The organism is Bordetella pseudohinzii (assembly GCF_000657795.2).
In the GTDB taxonomy this organism is placed as follows: domain Bacteria; phylum Pseudomonadota; class Gammaproteobacteria; order Burkholderiales; family Burkholderiaceae_B; genus Bordetella; species Bordetella pseudohinzii.
This window is the reverse complement of the sequence record NZ_JHEP02000002.1, coordinates 464,015-480,079: the sequence shown is the minus strand read 5'-3', so window position 1 is coordinate 480,079 and position 16,065 is coordinate 464,015. Positions and strand designations below refer to the sequence as shown.

The following is a 16,065-nucleotide window of genomic DNA, read 5'->3' as shown; positions in this document are numbered from 1 at the left end:
AGGTGGCTCAGATTTACTTTGCGCGAAGTGGCTCATTATTACTTTGCGCGCAACACTATTTCAGAATTCTGTCAGTTTCGTCCGCACAAATTTTCGATAAAAGGGCTAGGACATGGCTGCAGCCGTAGTGACCAACGGGACTCTTGACCCCCAGATGAGCAAGAGCGCGCGCGGCAAGCGCGAGTGGCAGACGAAACGACATCCGGGCAAGCCGGTGGAGAACGGTTTGCTGGGCGAGGAGATTGTGCCGGCCGAGGCGAGTGCGAAGCTGGAGGCGCAGCCGCAGGATGAGGCCCGGACGCAGGCTCGGACTGACACGGACGAGACTTTGATCGAAAGCGCGGCAGCCGAGGAGACTTTCCAGGCGACGGGCGAGCGCATCGAGCTGGCCCAGGCCGCGACCACGCAGACGGATGCGGGCGCGGGCAGCGGCGCGTCGGGGAGCTCGGCCGCTTCCGGTGGCGCCGACGGCGCCGAGGGGGCCGCTGCCGGCGCTTCTTCCGCGGGGCTGTCGACCGGCGCGCTGGTGGCGCTGGGCCTGTTGGGGGTCGGTGTCATTGCCGCGGCGGCCAGTGGCGGCGGCGGTGGTGGTGGCAGCGACGACAGCCCGTCGAAACCGGGCGGCGGGTCGAATCAGCCTGGCAGTTCCAGCCCTGCCGTGACGCCGGAGACGAATTCCGGCGGCCCGGCGGCCGACAACACGGCTCCGGTCCTCGTCAGTGTCGAGGCACACAGCGGCGCGGCGGGCGCGGGCACGATCGTCATCACCTACAACGAGGCCCTGGATCCGGCCAATCCGCCGCCGCTTGGGGCGTTTGCCGTGACCACGGGCGGCGCGGCCAATCCGGTGGCCAGTGTTGTCATCAACGGTTCGACGATTACGCTGACGCTGACCAATGCCTTTGGCGCGCATGACAACGTGTCGGTGAGCTATAACGACCCGACTGCCGGCAATGATGTGGCGGCGGTCCAGGACGCCGCGGGCAATGATGCGGCCAGTTTCGTGATCGGGTCGGCCACGGTGGCTGACGGCTATGTGCGCGGCGCGCAGATCTGGGTCGATACCAATGGCGATGGCAAGGCCGATTTCAATACGGGCGTGCGGACCGACGCCAATGGCAATTTCTTTCTGCCGGTGGATACGCCGTCCGGAACCCTGATCGCCAAAGGCGGCGTCAATATCGACACGGGCGTGCCCAACACCATCGAATTGAAGGCGCCGGCGGGTTCGACCGTGATCAATCCGCTGACCACCCTGATCGACGCGGTGGCGCAAGGCAGCGGGCAGTCGGTGGAGGATGCCACCGCCATGGTCAAGGCGGCGCTGGGTCTGTCGGCTGCCGATCTGCTGTCCTACGATCCTATCCAGGCCGGCGACGTGGCCGCGCAGAAGGCGGCGGCGACGCTTGCCACGGCCATGGCCCAGGCGGCCGCCGCGGCGACGGACGCGACGGCGGGCACCCAGGGCGCGGACGGCGCCAATGCCGCAAGCAGCGCCAGCACGGGCGTGCTCGGCGCACTGGCCGATGTCATTGCCAACGCCAATGGCGCCGTGGACCTGAGCACCACGGTGGGCGCGGCGGTCAACACGGCGGTCGCCGCGGCGGTCAGCAGCACGCTGACCGCCGCGGGGGTCGATGCGGCCACGGCCGGCACCACGGCGTCCAACGCCGCGGCCAGCGCGCAGGCCGCCGCCAATACGGCCGCGACCGATATTGCCAATGCGACGGACCTGTCGGAGATTTCGGAAGCCCAGTCCGCGGCCTTGGACAGGATCGCGCCGAGTGTGGGCAGCGTGACGGCCGATAGCACGTTGACCAACAACACCACGGCGGTGGTGCATGTCTCTTTTGGCACGACGGCGACGGATGGCACGGCGGCGATGGCTGGCGATGTTGTCACGGTGTACGACGGCAGCACCTCGGTGGGCACGCATGTCCTGACCGCTTCGGACATTGCGGCGGGCCGGGCGGATGTGAGTGTGTCGGGCCTGACCGAAGGCGGCAATACCTTGACCGCGACGATCACGGACAAGGCGGGCAATGTCAGCGCGGCCAGCGGGGCGCTGGTCATCACGGTGGATACGTATGCGCCGTCGGCGCCCATGCTGGCGCTGACTCTGGACACCAGCGGCGGCAACCGCATCACCAGCGACGGCAGGCTCACGGTCTCCAGTCTGGAGGCCGGCGCGATCTGGCTGTACAGCTCGGACAATGGCGCGACTTGGCTGATGGGCAGCGGCAGCAGCATCGTGTTGACCGGCGATGGCGCCAAGTCCGTGCTGGTGCGCCAGCAGGATGCGGCGGGCAATGTCGGGGCGGTTTCCGCGGCCTTTGATTTCATCTTGGATACGACGCCGCCTTCGGCTCCCTCCAGCCTGACCATTATTCCGGACAACGCCGGCGGCATGGTCCGCGTGGGCTTGGATGTCTTGTCGGCGGACGCGGCCGCCGTGGGCTATGTGGTCTGGGTCAACGTAATGGTCGGCAGCAGCGGCAGCCCGGCGGGCAGCCGGACGCTGACCGCCACCGATATCCAGAATGGCTATGTGGATGTCGCGCTGTCCAATATGCCGGATTCGGGCACGGCCACGCTGAGTGCGCAGATCATGGATGCGGCGGGCAACAACAGTTCGCCGCTGATCCAGAATCTGTATCTGGCCGACGACAGCGGCGTCACGATAGACCAGTCCATGGCGACCGCCGGCGTCTTCATCATGGGCGGAGACGGCAACGATACTTTGCGGGGCGGGTCGGGCAAGGACACGCTCTACGGCGGCGCGGGCGAAGACCGCATACGCGGCAATGGCGGCGCCGACACGATCTATGCCGGCGCTGGCGCGGACCGTGTCCAGTATGCGCGCCCGGACGATCTGGCCGGCGACATCGTGAGCGGCACTGATACGGTGTGGGATCGCGATGTGGCCACCCTGGCCGCGGGTGGAGACCCGACGTCCCAGGACCGCATCCAGTTGCTGGGTGGCGGTACCTATGATTTCGGCACGGCCAATATCAGCTATATCGACCGTATCGATGTGCAGTCCGGCACGGGAGCCGGCCCCAACCCGCTGCCCAGCTATGCGGCAACGCTTAGCGGGACGGCGCCTGGCAGCGTGACCATTGTGCTGAGCGCCGACATGGCGGCCTCGGCGGATTTCAATGGCGATGGCGTCTATGGCGATATCCGTGTCGTGGGCTATGACAACGCCGCCGATGCCAGCGGCGCCAATCTGCCGACGACCGCTAGCATCACCGTGGATGCGCGCGGGCTGGCGGCCGGCCAGTGGATACAGGTGGACGGCCAGGTCGGTTCGGGTGCGACCGGTCCGGTGGGCATGGCCCAGCAGCCTTTTGGCGGTATGAGCGGCAACGACACCATCTACGGCAGCGCCGGTCCGGATCGCATCAACACGGGCTTGGGCAATGACGTCATCTATGGCGGCGCGGGGGATGATCGCATCACTGGGGGCCTGGGCGCCGATACGATTTACGGCGGCGACGGCACCGACCGCATCCAGTATCTGAGCGGCGACCCGGCGGAGTTGCTGGGCGATAGCATCACGGGCACCAACACGCTCTGGAATGGCGATCCCGCCACCTTGGCCGCTGGCGGCGACCCGACGACCCGGGACCGTATCCAGATCGGCGCGGCGCCGACGGATGTCACTTTCGATTTCCATGCGGCGGGCAGCGTCAGCTATATCGACCGCATCGATGTGATGTCGAACACGACGGGCGGGCAGGGCCGGGTGACCGTGGTGCTGACCGCCGGCATGGCGGCCTCGGCTGATCTCAATGGCGACGGCGTGTATGGCGATATCGGCGTGACGGCCTATGACACCGACAACGCGCCGACCACACTCAACATCACCATCGATGGTTCGGCGCTGACGGCCGATCAGCACTTGGTCGCCATTGGGTTGGACGGCTCCGGCGCGTCCAGCGGTCCTTTTGGCGGTATGCGGGGCAATGACATTTTGATCGGCGGCGCGGGCGCCGATACGCTCCATGGCGGCGCCGGGGATGATCGCCTCCGGGGCGGCGGCGGGAGCGACACCGTCTTTGGCGGCGACGGCACCGACCGCATCCAGTTCATGACGCCGCAGGACCTGGCCGGCGATATCGTGACCGGCACCAATACGGTGTGGGACCGCGATCTTGCCACCCTGGCGGCGGGCGGGGATCCGACCGCGCTGGACCGCATCCAGATCATGGGCGCGGGCACCTATGATTTCGCCACGGCGGGCAGCATCAGCTATATCGACCGCATCGACGTGCTGACGGGCGTGGGCGGGCAGAACGGCAATGTGACGCTGGTGCTGACCGCCGACATGGTGGCTTCGGCGGACGCCAACGGCGATAGCGTCTATGGCGACATCCGCATCGCGGGTTATGCCAATGCCACGGATGCCAATGGCGCCAACCTGCCGACCACCGTGGGCATCACGGTGGATGCGAGCGCGCTGGCGGCCGACCAGTGGATACAGGTGGATGGCCAGCTCGGTTCCGGCGCGATAGGCCAGTTGGGCAGCCCCAATCAGCCCTTTGGCGGGATGAGCGGCAATGATGTGATCTATGGCGGCGCCGGCGCGGACCGCATCAATACCGGCGCGGGCGACGACCTCGTCTTTGGCGGCGCGGGCGACGACCGTATCGTGGGCGGCCTGGGCGCTGACACGCTCTACGGCGGCGACGGCACGGACCGCATCCAGTATATGAGCGGCAATCCGAGCGAGCTGTGGGGCGACACCATCACGGGCACCAACACGATATGGGACGGCAACCCGAACACCCTGGCCGCCGGCGGCGACCCGACGACCCGGGACCGCATCCAGATCGGCGCGGCGCCGACGGATGTCACCTTCGATTTCCATGACGCGGCCAGTGTCAGCTATATCGACCGCATCGACGTGATGTCGAACACGACGGGCGGGCAGGGCGGCCTGACCGTGGTGCTGACCTCCGCCATGACGGCCTCGGCCGATCTCAATGGCGACGGGGTGTACGGCGATATCGGGGTGACGGGCTACGATACCGACAACGCGCCGAACACGCTCAATATCACCATCGATGGTTCGGCGCTGACGGCCGGCCAGCACCTCATCGTCTATGGGCAGGACGGCTCCGGCGCACCCAGCGGTCCCTTTGGCGGCATGCACGGCAATGACACGCTCATCGGCGGCGCGGGCGAAGATGTGCTGATCGGCGGCAAGGGCGCCGATACGCTGACCGGCAACGCCGGAGCGGATACCTTTGCGTTCTTCCAAGGGGACACGCCCCTGATGTCGGATAAGCACTTGACCGGCGCGACCGTGGACAGCCAGGGCACCATGCTGTCTTTCGCCAATGGGCTGGACATCATCACGGACTTCTCCGGTGGCGATCAGATCCAGCTCAATCCTGGCAATTGGCTGGATCACTTGGCCGATGCCAGCCTGGCGGCCGATGGGCTGCTGGAGAACCAGTCGTACCACGCGGTGCAGGGCAATTACGCCAATGGCACGTTTACCGTGTATGCGGCGGGCAACAGCACCTTGGTTCTCTATGACGGTGACAGCAGCAGCAATGTGGCGGCGACCGCCGTCCTGTTGAGCAACGTGACGCTGGATCAGTTGCAATTCAACAACGGGACGATCACGCACGCATGAGGGGTAGCAAGCAGAAGGGGCGGTTGGCGGGACCCTGCCGCGGCGTCTTGCGGCAGATTGGATGGGCGCTGGGGCTGTGCTGCCTGGCGCCCTCCCTGGCGATGGCTGCGCGCGACTGGACCATTCCCGCCTTGTTGCAGGCGGCCCAGGGCACGCATCCGGCGGTGGCAGGGAGGCGCGCCGACGAGGCCGCCGCGCAGGCCAACCGCGATGCCGCGGGATGGCAGCGATTCCCCACACCCAGCGTGGAGCTGGGCTCGCGCGCCTTGGGCAGTTCGAACTCGGACTCGCTCAATGGCTCGACGCGCGCCATCCGGCTGGATCAGCCGCTGTGGGCCGGCGGCCGTATCGACGCCGGCATCGACGCGGCCGACCAGCGCCTGCAGGCCGCCGGCGCGGCCATCAGCGAAGCCCAGCTGGAGCTGGGCTTGAAGGTGGCCAACGCCGCCAGCGAAGCCCTGCGTCAGCAGGAACGCATGCGCGTGGCGCAAGGCCATGTCGCCCAGCAGGACAAGCTGCTGGAGATGATACGCCGGCGGGTGGCGCAGGAGGTCAGCGCCACGGCCGACCTCAATCTTGCGCAATCGCGCATGCTGGCCAGCGTCAACGATGTCAACGCCGCCAAGCAGGCGCTGCGCGTGGCTTTGGCGCAGCTGGAGCAGCTGGTGGGCGAGCCGGTGCGCAGTGTGATCGGAAGCTCCGCCGACGAGACCGGTCTGCCGGATGAGCGGGAGAGTCTGCTGGCGCGCACACTGGATCTTTCGCCGCGCCTGAAGCGGCTGCGTTCGGAGCAGCAGCAGGCCGAAGCCACGGTGCGGGAGCGGCGCGCCGTCCTGAGCCCGGCCGTATTGCTGCGGCTTGAGAATGTCCAGGGCGCGCCCCTGGTCGGCAGCGGCGTGGGGTCGACCAATCGCGCGCTGCTGGTGCTGCAATGGCAGACCGGCGCGGGACTGTCGGCCGTGTCGGCGGTCAGCGAAGCGCGTTCGCAGGTCGAGTCGCTGCGCCAGGCGCGCGAGGCGGCCGTGCGCGAAGTGACGCAGCAGTTCGAAAGCGACTGGGCCCAATGGACGGACGCCCGGCTGCGTCTGGACGTGGCGCGGCGCATACAAGGCACGGCGGCCGAAGTGGCCGATTCCTATTCCCGCCAGTATGTGGCGGGACGCAAAAGCTGGTTGGACATGATGAATTCGGTGCGTGAAGTGGAGCAGGCCGAGCTGGCCAGTGTCGATGTGCGGTATGAGGCCCAGGCGGCGGCGCTGCGCCTGCGCCTGGAATCGGGGAGCCTGCGATGAGACCGCGGATGGATCCGCCGCGCGCCGGCGCCTTGCGCTGGGTGACGGCCGCGCTGTGGCGCCGCCGCACGCCTTTCGCCGAGGCCTTGGTGGCCACCACGGTGGCCAATTTGCTGGCGCTGGGCACATCGATGTTTTCCATGCAGGTCTATGACCGCGTGATTCCCAACGAAGGCCACCAGACGCTATGGGTGCTGACCGTGGGCGTGAGTCTCGCCGTCGTCCTGGAGTTTCTCCTCAGGCTGCTGCGTGGCCGCATGCAGGAGCGCGTGGCCAGCTCAATCGACCAGACGCTGTCGCGGCGCTTCTTCGAGCGCATGCTGAATGTCCGCATGGAAGCCCGGCCGCCCACAGTGGGAACGCTGGCCTCGCAGATCAAGGGCTTTGAGCTGGTGCGCGGGGTGTTGACCGCGGCGTCGCTGCTGGTCCTGGCCGACGTGCCCTTCGCCTTGCTGTATATCGCCGTGATCGCGCTGGTCGGCGGTTGGGTGGCGCTGGTTCCGCTGGCCGTGGCGCCTCTGGCCCTGGCGACCGGCCTGGGCTTGCAGGCCCTGGTGCGCCGGCATGCCCGTATCCAGCAGACGGCCGCCAATCAAAAGGCCGGCCTGCTGGTCGAAGCCGTGGACGGCGCCGAATCGCTCAAGGCCAATGGCGGCGAGCGCATGATGCAGGCGCGCTGGAACACTTTAGTGGACGAGGCGGCCATGGCCGAGCGGCAATCGCGCGACCACGGCGGGCTCGCGCAGCAGTTGACGGTGAGCCTGCAGCAGCTGGGCTATGTGGCCACCATCGCGTTCGGCGCCTGGCTGGTGTCGGAGAACCAGATCACCATGGGGGGCTTGCTGGCCTGCTCTATTCTCAGTAACCGGGCGCTGGCTCCGCTTATTCAGCTGCCGGGCGTGATGATGCAATGGGCGCATGCGCGCGTCGCGCTCGATTCGCTGGACCAGCTGCTGGCGCTCGCCAACGAGGAGGATGACCGCGAGCAGGCTCTCAAGCCGGGCGTCATCGATCCCTCGCTGCGTTTTGAGCGTGTGCGCTTCGTCTATGCCCGCCAGGCGCAGCCGGCCCTGGATCTGGAGCGGCTCGACATCCGGCCGGGCGAGCGCGTCGGTGTCCTGGGGCCGGTGGGCTCGGGCAAGAGCACTCTGCTCAAGCTCGCCAGCACCCTGTATCGCCCGCAGGAGGGCCGGATCTTCCTGTCCAATCTGGACGCCGGCCAGATCGACCCGGCCGCGGCCCGCTCCGCCGTCGGCTATCTGCCTCAGGATTTGCGGCTTTTCAGCGGCACGCTGCGCGACAATCTCCTCCTGGGGCTGCCCGATCCGGGCGATGCCGCGCTGCTGGAGGCGGCCCGGCGCACGGGCCTGGCGCGCCTGATCTCGGGCCAGTCCAAGGGCCTGGCCCTGCCCATCGCCGAGGGCGGACGCGGTATTTCGGGCGGCCAGAAGCAGCAGCTGGCGTTGACGCGGTTCCTGCTGGCCAGCCCTTCGCTGTGGCTGCTCGACGAGCCGACCGGCGCCATGGACGCCGACAACGAGGCGCTGGTCGTGCGCCTGCTGCAGGAGGAATTGCAGTCGGCCAAGCGCTCGGCGCTGATCGCCACGCACAAGACCGCGCTGCTGCCGCTGTTTACGCGCTTGATCGTCATGCATAACGGCAGAATCGTGCTCGATGGACCGCGCCATGAGGTCATGGCGAAACTGAGCGCGGCCAGAACGCCGGCCGAGGCGGTGACAGCATGAGCGGCCATACCGGTTTGGAAAACAGCTTGGTTCAGGACGCCAGCGTCGGCGGGGGCAGCCGCGCCTTGCTCTGGACGATTGTGGCGGCCGTGGCGGGCGTTGTGGGCTGGGCGCATTGGGCCGAGCTGGACAAGATCACGCGCGCCAGCGGCCAGGTGATCGTCAGTTCGCGCAACCAGGTGATCCAGGCGCCCGATGGCGGCGTGCTCGAGGAAATGCTGGTGCGCGAAGGCGACACCGTCAAGCGCGGCCAAGTGTTGTTCCGCTTCCAGCAGACCCGCGCGCGCGCGGCGATGCAGGAAAGCGTGGCCAAGGTCGCGGGCCTGAAGGTGGCGGTGGCGCGCTTGCAGGCCGAAGTGTTCGGGACGCCGCTGCGCTTTGAGCCGGACGCCGACGCCTATCCGGAATTGCGCGACAACCAGATCGCCTTGATGCGTCGCCGCCAGGCCGCCCTGAACGAAGAAATCGGCGCCTTGGACCGCGCCCGCAAGCTGGCGCAGGAAGAACTCAGCCTGAATCAGCCCCTGGTGGCGCGCGGCGATGTCAGCCGCGCCGAGGTGCTGAAACTGCAGCGCCAGGTGGTCGATCTCGCCGGCCAGATCAGCAACAAGCGCAATAAGTTCTACCAGGATGCCCAGGCCGATCTGGCCAAGGCGCAGGAGGACCTCGAGGGCGCCCGCCAGGTGCTGGCCCAGCGCCAGGACCAGCTCCAGCATACCGAGGTCTACGCGCCCATGGACGGCGTGGTGCGCAATGTCCGCCTGACCACGGCGCTGGGCGGGGTGGCGCGTTCAGGCGACGAGATCCTGCAGATCGTGCCGGTCGATGAAGACCTGGTCATCGAGGCCAAGGTCAAGCCGCGCGATGTCGCCTTCATCAAGCCGGGGCTGCCGGGCAATATCAAGTTGGACGCCTATGACTACGCCATCTACGGCTCCCTGCAAGGCCGGGTCAGCTATATCAGCGCCGACACCTTGTATGACGAATCCAAGGACGGAGCGCAGCAACCCTATTACCGCGTGCAGATCAAGACCAGTGGCCGCGACCTGACGTCGCGCAATGGGCAAGCGATACAGACCCAGCCGGGCATGACCGCCACGGTGGAGATCAAGACCGGCAAGCACACCGTCTGGGAGTACCTGACCAAGCCCATCACGAAGACGCTGGGAGAGTCGCTGCAGGAGCGTTGAGGCCAGCCCGTCAGGAGGGAAAGTCGCCGTCCAGGTAATACCAGCGGCCCTCGATCTTCTCGAAGCGGCTGATCTCGTGCAGGCGGGTCGCGCGCCCGGCCTGCCGGTAGCGAGCGACGAATTCGACCCGCGCGTGGCTGTCGTCCTGCTGTTCATGCCGGCGCACCTGCAGCCCCAGCCATTTGAGATCGGGCGGGTTAGGGGTGAGCGAAGCCGGACGCGAGGCCGGATGCCAGGTGCGCAGGAGATAGTCCAGCTCGTCCAGCACGAAGGCGCTATAGCGCGAGCGCATGAGGCTGGCCGCGTCCGGCGCGGCCGCCTCGCCGTGATGCCATCGCCCGCAACAGGCGGGGTAATCGATGCCGCTGCCGCAAGGGCAGGCCAGGAGTTTGGCGCTCATGCAAGCAGGTCGTTGTATTCGGGGTGGCGCTTGAAATAGACCGCGGCGTAGGAGCAGCGCGGCCGGACCTTCCAGCCGTTTTCGCGCGCGGCGGCCAGCGCGGCCTCGGTCAGCCGGGCGGCGATGCCGCGTCCGCCGACTTCGGGCGGCACGCCGGTGTGCAGGATGACCATGACGCCATCGTGCAATTGGTATTCCAGCTCGCTGACATGGCCGTCAATGATGAGCTCAAAGCGGCCTTGCTCGGCCAGGTGGACGATCGCGGGTTCTGCCTGGGTCATGCGGATCTCCTTCAGGTTGCGGGACGGGGCGTCGCGGAGCGCGCCGGGTGTTGCCTCCATTTTTGCATGCCCGTCCGCCATCTTGCGGCCGGCCGTCATGGGCGCTAAGGTGGACCCGGCCCCGAAAACCCGGGCAAGCGCATTTTCTATCAAGGAGGAATGGCCGTGGCAGAGATCTGGCAGTTGTCGGCGAGCGAAGTGGCCGATGGCATCCGGCGCAAGGCGTTTTCGGCGGTGGAGGCCGCGCAGGCGGCGCTGGACCGCATGGAAGCGGTCAACCCCGTGCTTAATGCCGTGGTCGATTGTCGCCCCGACGAGGTGCTGGCGCGGGCGCGCGACTGCGATGCGCGGCTGGCGCGCGGCGAGCCGCTGGGCGTGCTGGGCGGCGTGCCGGTCACGGTGAAGGTCAACGTCGACCAGGCCGGGTTCGCCACCAGCAACGGCGTGCGCCTGCAACAGGATGTCATCGCCGCGCACAACAGTCCCGTGGTGGACAATCTGCTGCGGGCTGGCGCGGTGATCCTGGGGCGCACCAATACGCCGGCCTTTTCGCTGCGCTGGTTCACGGACAATCTGCTCTATGGCGCGACCCGCAATCCGCGCAACCCGGCCCTGACGCCGGGCGGTTCTTCGGGCGGCGCGGCCAGCGCGGTCGCCGCCGGCATCGGCCATCTGGCCCATGGCACCGATATCGCGGGGTCCATCCGCTATCCGGCCTATGCCTGCGGCGTGCATGGCCTGCGTCCTTCGCTGGGGCGGGTCGCCGCCTATAACGCGGCCCTGCCTGAACGCGGCCTGGGCGGCCAGGTCACCGCCGTGTCGGGGCCGCTGGCCCGGCGCATCGCCGATGTGCGCCTGGGGCTGCAGGCGCTGGCGGCGCCCGATATGCGCGACCCGTGGTATGCGCCCGTGCCTTTGGACGGGCCGCCCTGGCCCAGGCGCGCCGGCCTGTGGCTGCGTCCGGACGGTCTGCGGATCGCGCCCGAGATCGAGGCGGTCTTGCGCGAGGCCGCCGACCGCCTGCGCGACGCGGGCTGGCGGGTGGATGAGCTCGATGCCGCGCCGCCCATGCGGGAAGCGGCCGGCCTGCAGCTGCGCATGTGGCTGGCCGATGGGTATGAGGCCATGGTGGCCGCGGCCGAGCGCGAAGGCGACGCGGGGGCCTTGACGGCCCTCAAGGGCCAGGCCGAGGCATGCCGCGGCCTGGATCTGCCGGCCTACCAGGCCACGCTGGCCCGCCGGGCCACGCTGGTGCGCGAATGGCAGCTGTTTTTCGAGCGCTATCCGCTGCTGCTGACGCCGGTGTCGGCCGAACTGCCGTTTGCCGACGGCCTGGATATGCAGGGCGAGGCGGCGTATCGGCGTGTCTGGGAGGCGCAGTTGACCCAGATCGGCCTGCCTTTCATGGGCCTGCCGGGGCTGGCGGTCGCCATGGGGGCGGCGGGCGATGCGCCCGTGGGCGTGCAACTGCTGGCGGCGCGCTACCGGGAGGACATCCTGCTGGACGCCGGACAGGCTATCGAGGCGGCCGGGCCGCCGGTGGGCGTGGCCCAGCCCGGGGCGCGCTAGCCAGCCGCCGCGACGGTGCGCGCGCGCCATTCGGCGCGCAGCACCGACATATGGCCGGTGTCCCAGCGCTCCTGGCCCACGCCGCTGCGTATCGAGGAGCGGCGCACGCCTTCCCAGACAAAACCCATGGTTTTGTAGAGCTGGATGGCCGGCGTATTGAAGGTGTAGACGTTGAGTTCGACGCGCTCGATCTCCGGATGCGCATAGGCGTGGTCGATGAGCTGGGCAAGCATGGGCCGGGCCCAGCCCTTGCCGCGCGCCGAAGGCGCGATCAGGATGCGGCCCAGGCGCGCGTTGCCGTCATGCCATTCGAAGCCCAGCTGCCCGTGCCCGATCAATTCTCCGTCCGCTTCGGCCATCCAGCAGCGGCGCGCGGGACGCTCGCCATGGGTTTCGGCCAGCATGCGGTCGAATTGGGCGGCGTCCAGCGGATAGCGGACCTGCGAGCCGCCCCATTGCACCACGCCGCGCTGGTCGTCGAACCAGCTGGCCAGACGCGCATAGTGGGCGGGCTCGAAAGGAATGAGGCGCATGCTCATCGCCCCAGGAGCAGCATGACCCACAAGGCGATCATGGCAATCAGGCCGATCCAGCACGATCCCCAGAACCCGATGATGGGCCATTTGACGTCCAGCGGCACTTGCTTGGGATCCACGTGCTTGAGCTGGTGGTTGGCGTAGCCCGCCACCCAGCGCTTGGCGCGCGGAAAGGTCAGCCGCAGAAAGTAGTCCAGGAAGATGGCGGCCTGGATGGAAAACGCATATTGGCGGAATGGCCGGTGTTCGAGCAGAGGATGCTTGAGCACGCTGTTGACGCGCTGGCTTTTCCAGAAGAAGAGCACCAGCCCGCAGATCGTGCAGGTGATGAAGCACAGCGCGAACAGGCTGAAGACAAAAATAAAGGTCTGGGAGTAGATGGCCGTCATGGTGAACTATCCGCGGGTCTGGCCTTCGCCGGTGAGCACCCATTTGTAGGTGGTCAGGCCTTCCAGGCCAACCGGGCCGCGCGCGTGCAGGCGATTGGTGGAAATGCCGATTTCGGCGCCCAGGCCATATTCGAAACCGTCGGCGAAACAGGTGGGCAGGTTGATATAGACGGAGCTGGAGTCGACTTCGCGCTGGAAGCGCTGGGCCGCGCCCAGGTCTTCGGTCACGATGGCGTCGGTATGGCCCGAGCCCCAGCGGGCGATGTGCTCGATGGCCTGGTCCAGGGAGTCCACGACGCGCACGGCCAGGATGGGGGCGAGGTACTCGGTGCCCCAGTCTTCTTCGCTGGCCGCCTTGATGGCGGGCAGGATGGCGCGGCTGCGTTCGCAGCCGCGCAGCTCGACGCCGTGCTGCAGCAGGGCGTTGCCAATGCGCGGCAGCAGGGTGGGCGCCACGGCCTGGTGCACCAACAGGGTTTCCATGGCGCCGCAGATGCCATAGCGGTAGGTCTTGGCGTTGAAGGCGATTTCCAGGGCCCGGTCGGCGTCGGCGGCGGCATCCAGATAGACATGGCAGTTGCCGTCCAGGTGCTTGATGAGCGGCACCCGGGCCTCCTGGGCCAGGCGCGCGATCAGGCCCTTGCCGCCGCGCGGGACGATGACATCCACATGCTCGGTCATGGTGACCAGCTTGCCCACGGCCGCGCGGTCGGTCGTGTCGACGACCTGGACGGCGGCCGGCGGCAGTTCGGCCGCCGCCAGCCCGGCCTGCACGATGGCGCCCAGGGCGAGGTTGGAGTGCAAGGCTTCGCTGCCGCCGCGCAAGATCGTGGCATTGCCGGACTTCAGGCAAAGCGCGGCGGCGTCGATGGTCACGTTGGGGCGAGATTCATAGATGATGCCGATCACCCCCAGCGGGACGCGCATCTGGGCCACGCGCATGCCGTTGGGGCGCACCGTGGTCGGGCCGATGCTGCCGATGGGGTCGGGCAGGGCGGCGATCTGGCGCAGGCCTTCCGCCATGAGCTGCACGCTGCGGTCCGACAAGGTCAGGCGGTCCAGCAGCGCCGGCTCCAGGCCGTTGGCGCGCGCGGCATCCACGTCGCGGGCATTGGCCGCCTGCAGGGCCTGTTTGCCGTCCGTGAGCAGCTCGGCCATGGTGAGCAGGGCGCGGTTCTTGGCCCAGCCGCTGGCGCGCATCATGGCGCGCGAGGCCTGCCGGGCGTTTTCGCCCAGGGTCAGCATGGTTTGTTCGATTGAGGACATGATGGGTGTTCTATCCAAGAATTGTGCGGATCAGCCGCGCGCGCCGGCGGCGGCCACGCGCAAGGCCAGGCGGGTCATTTCTTCCCAGGGGTCGGCCAGGCGGCCGGGCACGGTCAGGCCCTTGATCAGGCGGTCGACTTCATGGGCGTGCTGCACCGCGGCCGGCCAGGCTTGCGGCGGCACACGGCCCAGGGCCTGCAGGGCCAGGCGCTCGTGGGCGCCGAAGACGCGCAGGCGGCGCATGAGGGCGCCGACATCCTGGCGGTGTTGGCGGGCTTCGGCGATGCGGGCGAGCAGGCGGATTTCTTCTCCCACGGCCCACAGCACGAGCGGCAGGGCTTCGCCTTCGGCGCGCAGGCCGTCGAGCATGCGCACGGTGCGGCCGATGTCGCCGGCCAGCATGGCGTCGCGCAGGCCGAAGACGTCATAGCGGGCGACGTTGAGCACGGCGCGTTCGACGTCTTCGGCGGCCAGTTCGCCTTCCGGGTAGAGCAGGCCGAGCTTGAGGATTTCCTGGTGGGCGGCCAGCAGGTTGCCTTCGACCTTGTCGGCCATCCATTGCAGGGTGGCGCCGTCGACGCGCTGGTTCTGGCGCGCCAGCCGCGCGCCGATCCAGGCCGGCAGGCGGCCGCGCTCGATCGTCGGGATCTCGGCGCTTACGCCGCCGCGCGCCAGGGCCAGCGCCCATTTGGACTCGCGCGTGGCGCGGTCCAGGCGGGGCAGGGAAACGACGACCAGGGTGTCGGCGTCCGGCTGGCGTTCGGCCAGGCGGGTGAGGGTGTCGGCGCCGGCCTTGCCCGGCTTGCCGGTGGGAATCTTGATTTCGAGCAGGCGGCGGTCGCCGAACAGCGACACGCTCTGGGTGGCCGCCAGCACGGCGCTCCAGTCGCCGCGCGCGTCCATGACCAGCGAGCTGCGGTCGGTATAGCCCGCCTGGCGCGCCGCCGCCCGCAAGGCATCGCCGGCCTCGGTGACCAGCAGCGGCTCGTCGCCCGAAAGCGTGTAGAGCGTTGCCAGCGGTCCGCGCCGCAGGTGATCGATCAGGCCATCGGCGTCCAGAATCTGCGCCATTACTCTGGCTGCGCGCCCAGGCCCGGGGTGATGTTGGGCGTATTCCAGAGGGCGGGGCCGCGCTGCTGGTCGGTACGCTCGTTCGGATCGAAAAGCGGCGTGTCTTCCGTGACGTCGTCCTTGGTCTGCTCCAGCTTTTGCATGGTCTGGGCCACGTCCGGCGCGGTCAGGCGGCGCAGCAGGCGGTTGACCAGGGTCTGCTGCATGGATTCGTACAGCGTCTCCATTTGCGATTGCTTGGCCTGCACCACGCCATCGTCGTAAGGCATGTCGCGGTAGACGGTGAAGGTCGTGTCCGGGATGATGGCGCGGCCGCTGGCGTCGACCAGGCGGAAGGTGAACACCAGGCCCAGTTCGTATTCTTCGACACGGCCCTGGGCATTGAGGGCCACGTCGCGCAGGCTGCGGTCATTGCGCACCTGCTGCAGATTGGCCGAGGCCGCCTTGGGGTCGTTGACGATGCGGGTCTGCGGCGACGATGCCCGGATGGCGCGGCGCACGTCCGCGCCGAAACGGGTGTTGTCGGGGATGCCGACATACAGCGTCTTGAACGGCAGGGGCGTCTCGCCCCGCATCTGGAAGCCGCAGGCAGTCAGGAGCATGACCACGGCCAGGCCCCCGGCCTTGAGCCAGCGAGACCCTTGGGAAAACGGCAGGAAAAGCCCGGCGAGGTTCATGC

Annotated in this window: 12 protein-coding genes; 5 read left to right on the top strand and 7 right to left on the bottom strand. The window is 68.1% G+C overall.

What is annotated here, in order from left to right; all coding sequences use genetic code 11:
* Window positions 1-112: 112 nt before the first annotated feature.
* The 4 genes from L540_RS04380 to L540_RS04365 are packed head-to-tail and all read left to right on the top strand — an operon-like array spanning window position 113 to window position 9,874.
* Window positions 113-5,647 carry a beta strand repeat-containing protein gene (locus L540_RS04380; RefSeq protein WP_109842520.1) on the top strand — a complete coding sequence of 1,845 codons (5,535 nt, stop codon included), beginning with the start codon at window positions 113-115 and terminating at the stop codon, window positions 5,645-5,647.
* Window positions 5,648-5,694: 47 nt separating this feature from the next.
* On the top strand, window positions 5,695-6,939 hold the full coding sequence (locus tag L540_RS04375; protein ID WP_231584737.1) for a TolC family protein: 1,245 nt from the start codon (window positions 5,695-5,697) through the stop codon (window positions 6,937-6,939).
* An 8-nt stretch (window positions 6,940-6,947) separates the two neighbouring features.
* Entirely contained in the window at window positions 6,948-8,684 is a 1,737-nt protein-coding gene (locus tag L540_RS04370) for an ATP-binding cassette domain-containing protein (RefSeq protein ID WP_231584736.1), read from the top strand.
* Window positions 8,681-9,874 (top strand): HlyD family efflux transporter periplasmic adaptor subunit, encoded by a 1,194-nt coding sequence (locus L540_RS04365; RefSeq protein WP_048025853.1) that lies wholly within the window; start codon window positions 8,681-8,683, stop codon window positions 9,872-9,874. Before L540_RS04370 ends, L540_RS04365 begins: the two co-directional genes overlap by 4 nt.
* Window positions 9,875-9,884: 10 nt before the next feature.
* On the opposite strand, the gene L540_RS04360 is transcribed toward L540_RS04365, so the two are convergent.
* Both L540_RS04360 and L540_RS04355 read right to left on the bottom strand, forming a co-directional pair.
* Window positions 9,885-10,274, bottom strand: a complete 390-nt coding sequence (locus L540_RS04360) for a YchJ family protein (RefSeq protein WP_043212283.1) — start codon at window positions 10,272-10,274, stop codon at window positions 9,885-9,887.
* The gene (locus tag L540_RS04355; RefSeq protein ID WP_043212286.1) at window positions 10,271-10,555 is read right to left on the bottom strand and encodes a GNAT family N-acetyltransferase; all 285 of its coding nucleotides are present in this window, start codon (window positions 10,553-10,555) and stop codon (window positions 10,271-10,273) included. The genes L540_RS04360 and L540_RS04355 overlap by 4 nt, the downstream gene beginning before the upstream one ends.
* A 165-nt stretch (window positions 10,556-10,720) precedes the next feature.
* On the opposite strand from L540_RS04355, the gene L540_RS04350 reads away from it, so the two are divergent.
* Window positions 10,721-12,124: an amidase family protein gene (locus tag L540_RS04350; protein ID WP_043213030.1), complete on the top strand. Its 1,404-nt coding sequence runs from the start codon at window positions 10,721-10,723 to the stop codon at window positions 12,122-12,124.
* Here L540_RS04350 and L540_RS04345 read toward each other — a convergent pair.
* Genes L540_RS04345 through L540_RS04325 form a run of 5 tightly spaced genes read right to left on the bottom strand, consistent with a single transcriptional unit; the run spans window position 12,121 to window position 16,063 of the window.
* A complete protein-coding gene (locus tag L540_RS04345) occupies window positions 12,121-12,657 on the bottom strand; it encodes a GNAT family N-acetyltransferase (RefSeq protein WP_043212287.1) in 537 nt (178 codons plus the stop codon). The two genes, L540_RS04350 and L540_RS04345, sit on opposite strands and share 4 nt — an antisense overlap.
* A 2-nt stretch (window positions 12,658-12,659) precedes the next feature.
* Window positions 12,660-13,049 carry a hypothetical protein gene (locus tag L540_RS04340; protein WP_043212291.1) on the bottom strand — a complete coding sequence of 130 codons (390 nt, stop codon included), beginning with the start codon at window positions 13,047-13,049 and terminating at the stop codon, window positions 12,660-12,662.
* A 6-nt stretch (window positions 13,050-13,055) separates the two neighbouring features.
* Window positions 13,056-14,315, bottom strand: a complete 1,260-nt coding sequence (locus L540_RS04335) for a glutamate-5-semialdehyde dehydrogenase (protein ID WP_043212293.1) — start codon at window positions 14,313-14,315, stop codon at window positions 13,056-13,058.
* Between the two features lie 30 nt (window positions 14,316-14,345).
* Window positions 14,346-15,386 carry a DNA polymerase III subunit delta gene (gene holA, locus L540_RS04330; protein ID WP_043212296.1) on the bottom strand — a complete coding sequence of 347 codons (1,041 nt, stop codon included), beginning with the start codon at window positions 15,384-15,386 and terminating at the stop codon, window positions 14,346-14,348.
* Complete coding sequence (locus tag L540_RS04325) at window positions 15,386-16,063, bottom strand: LPS-assembly lipoprotein LptE (RefSeq protein WP_043212298.1); 678 nt, start codon at window positions 16,061-16,063, stop codon at window positions 15,386-15,388. Before L540_RS04325 ends, holA begins: the two co-directional genes overlap by 1 nt.
* Between the last annotated feature and the right edge of the window lie 2 nt (window positions 16,064-16,065).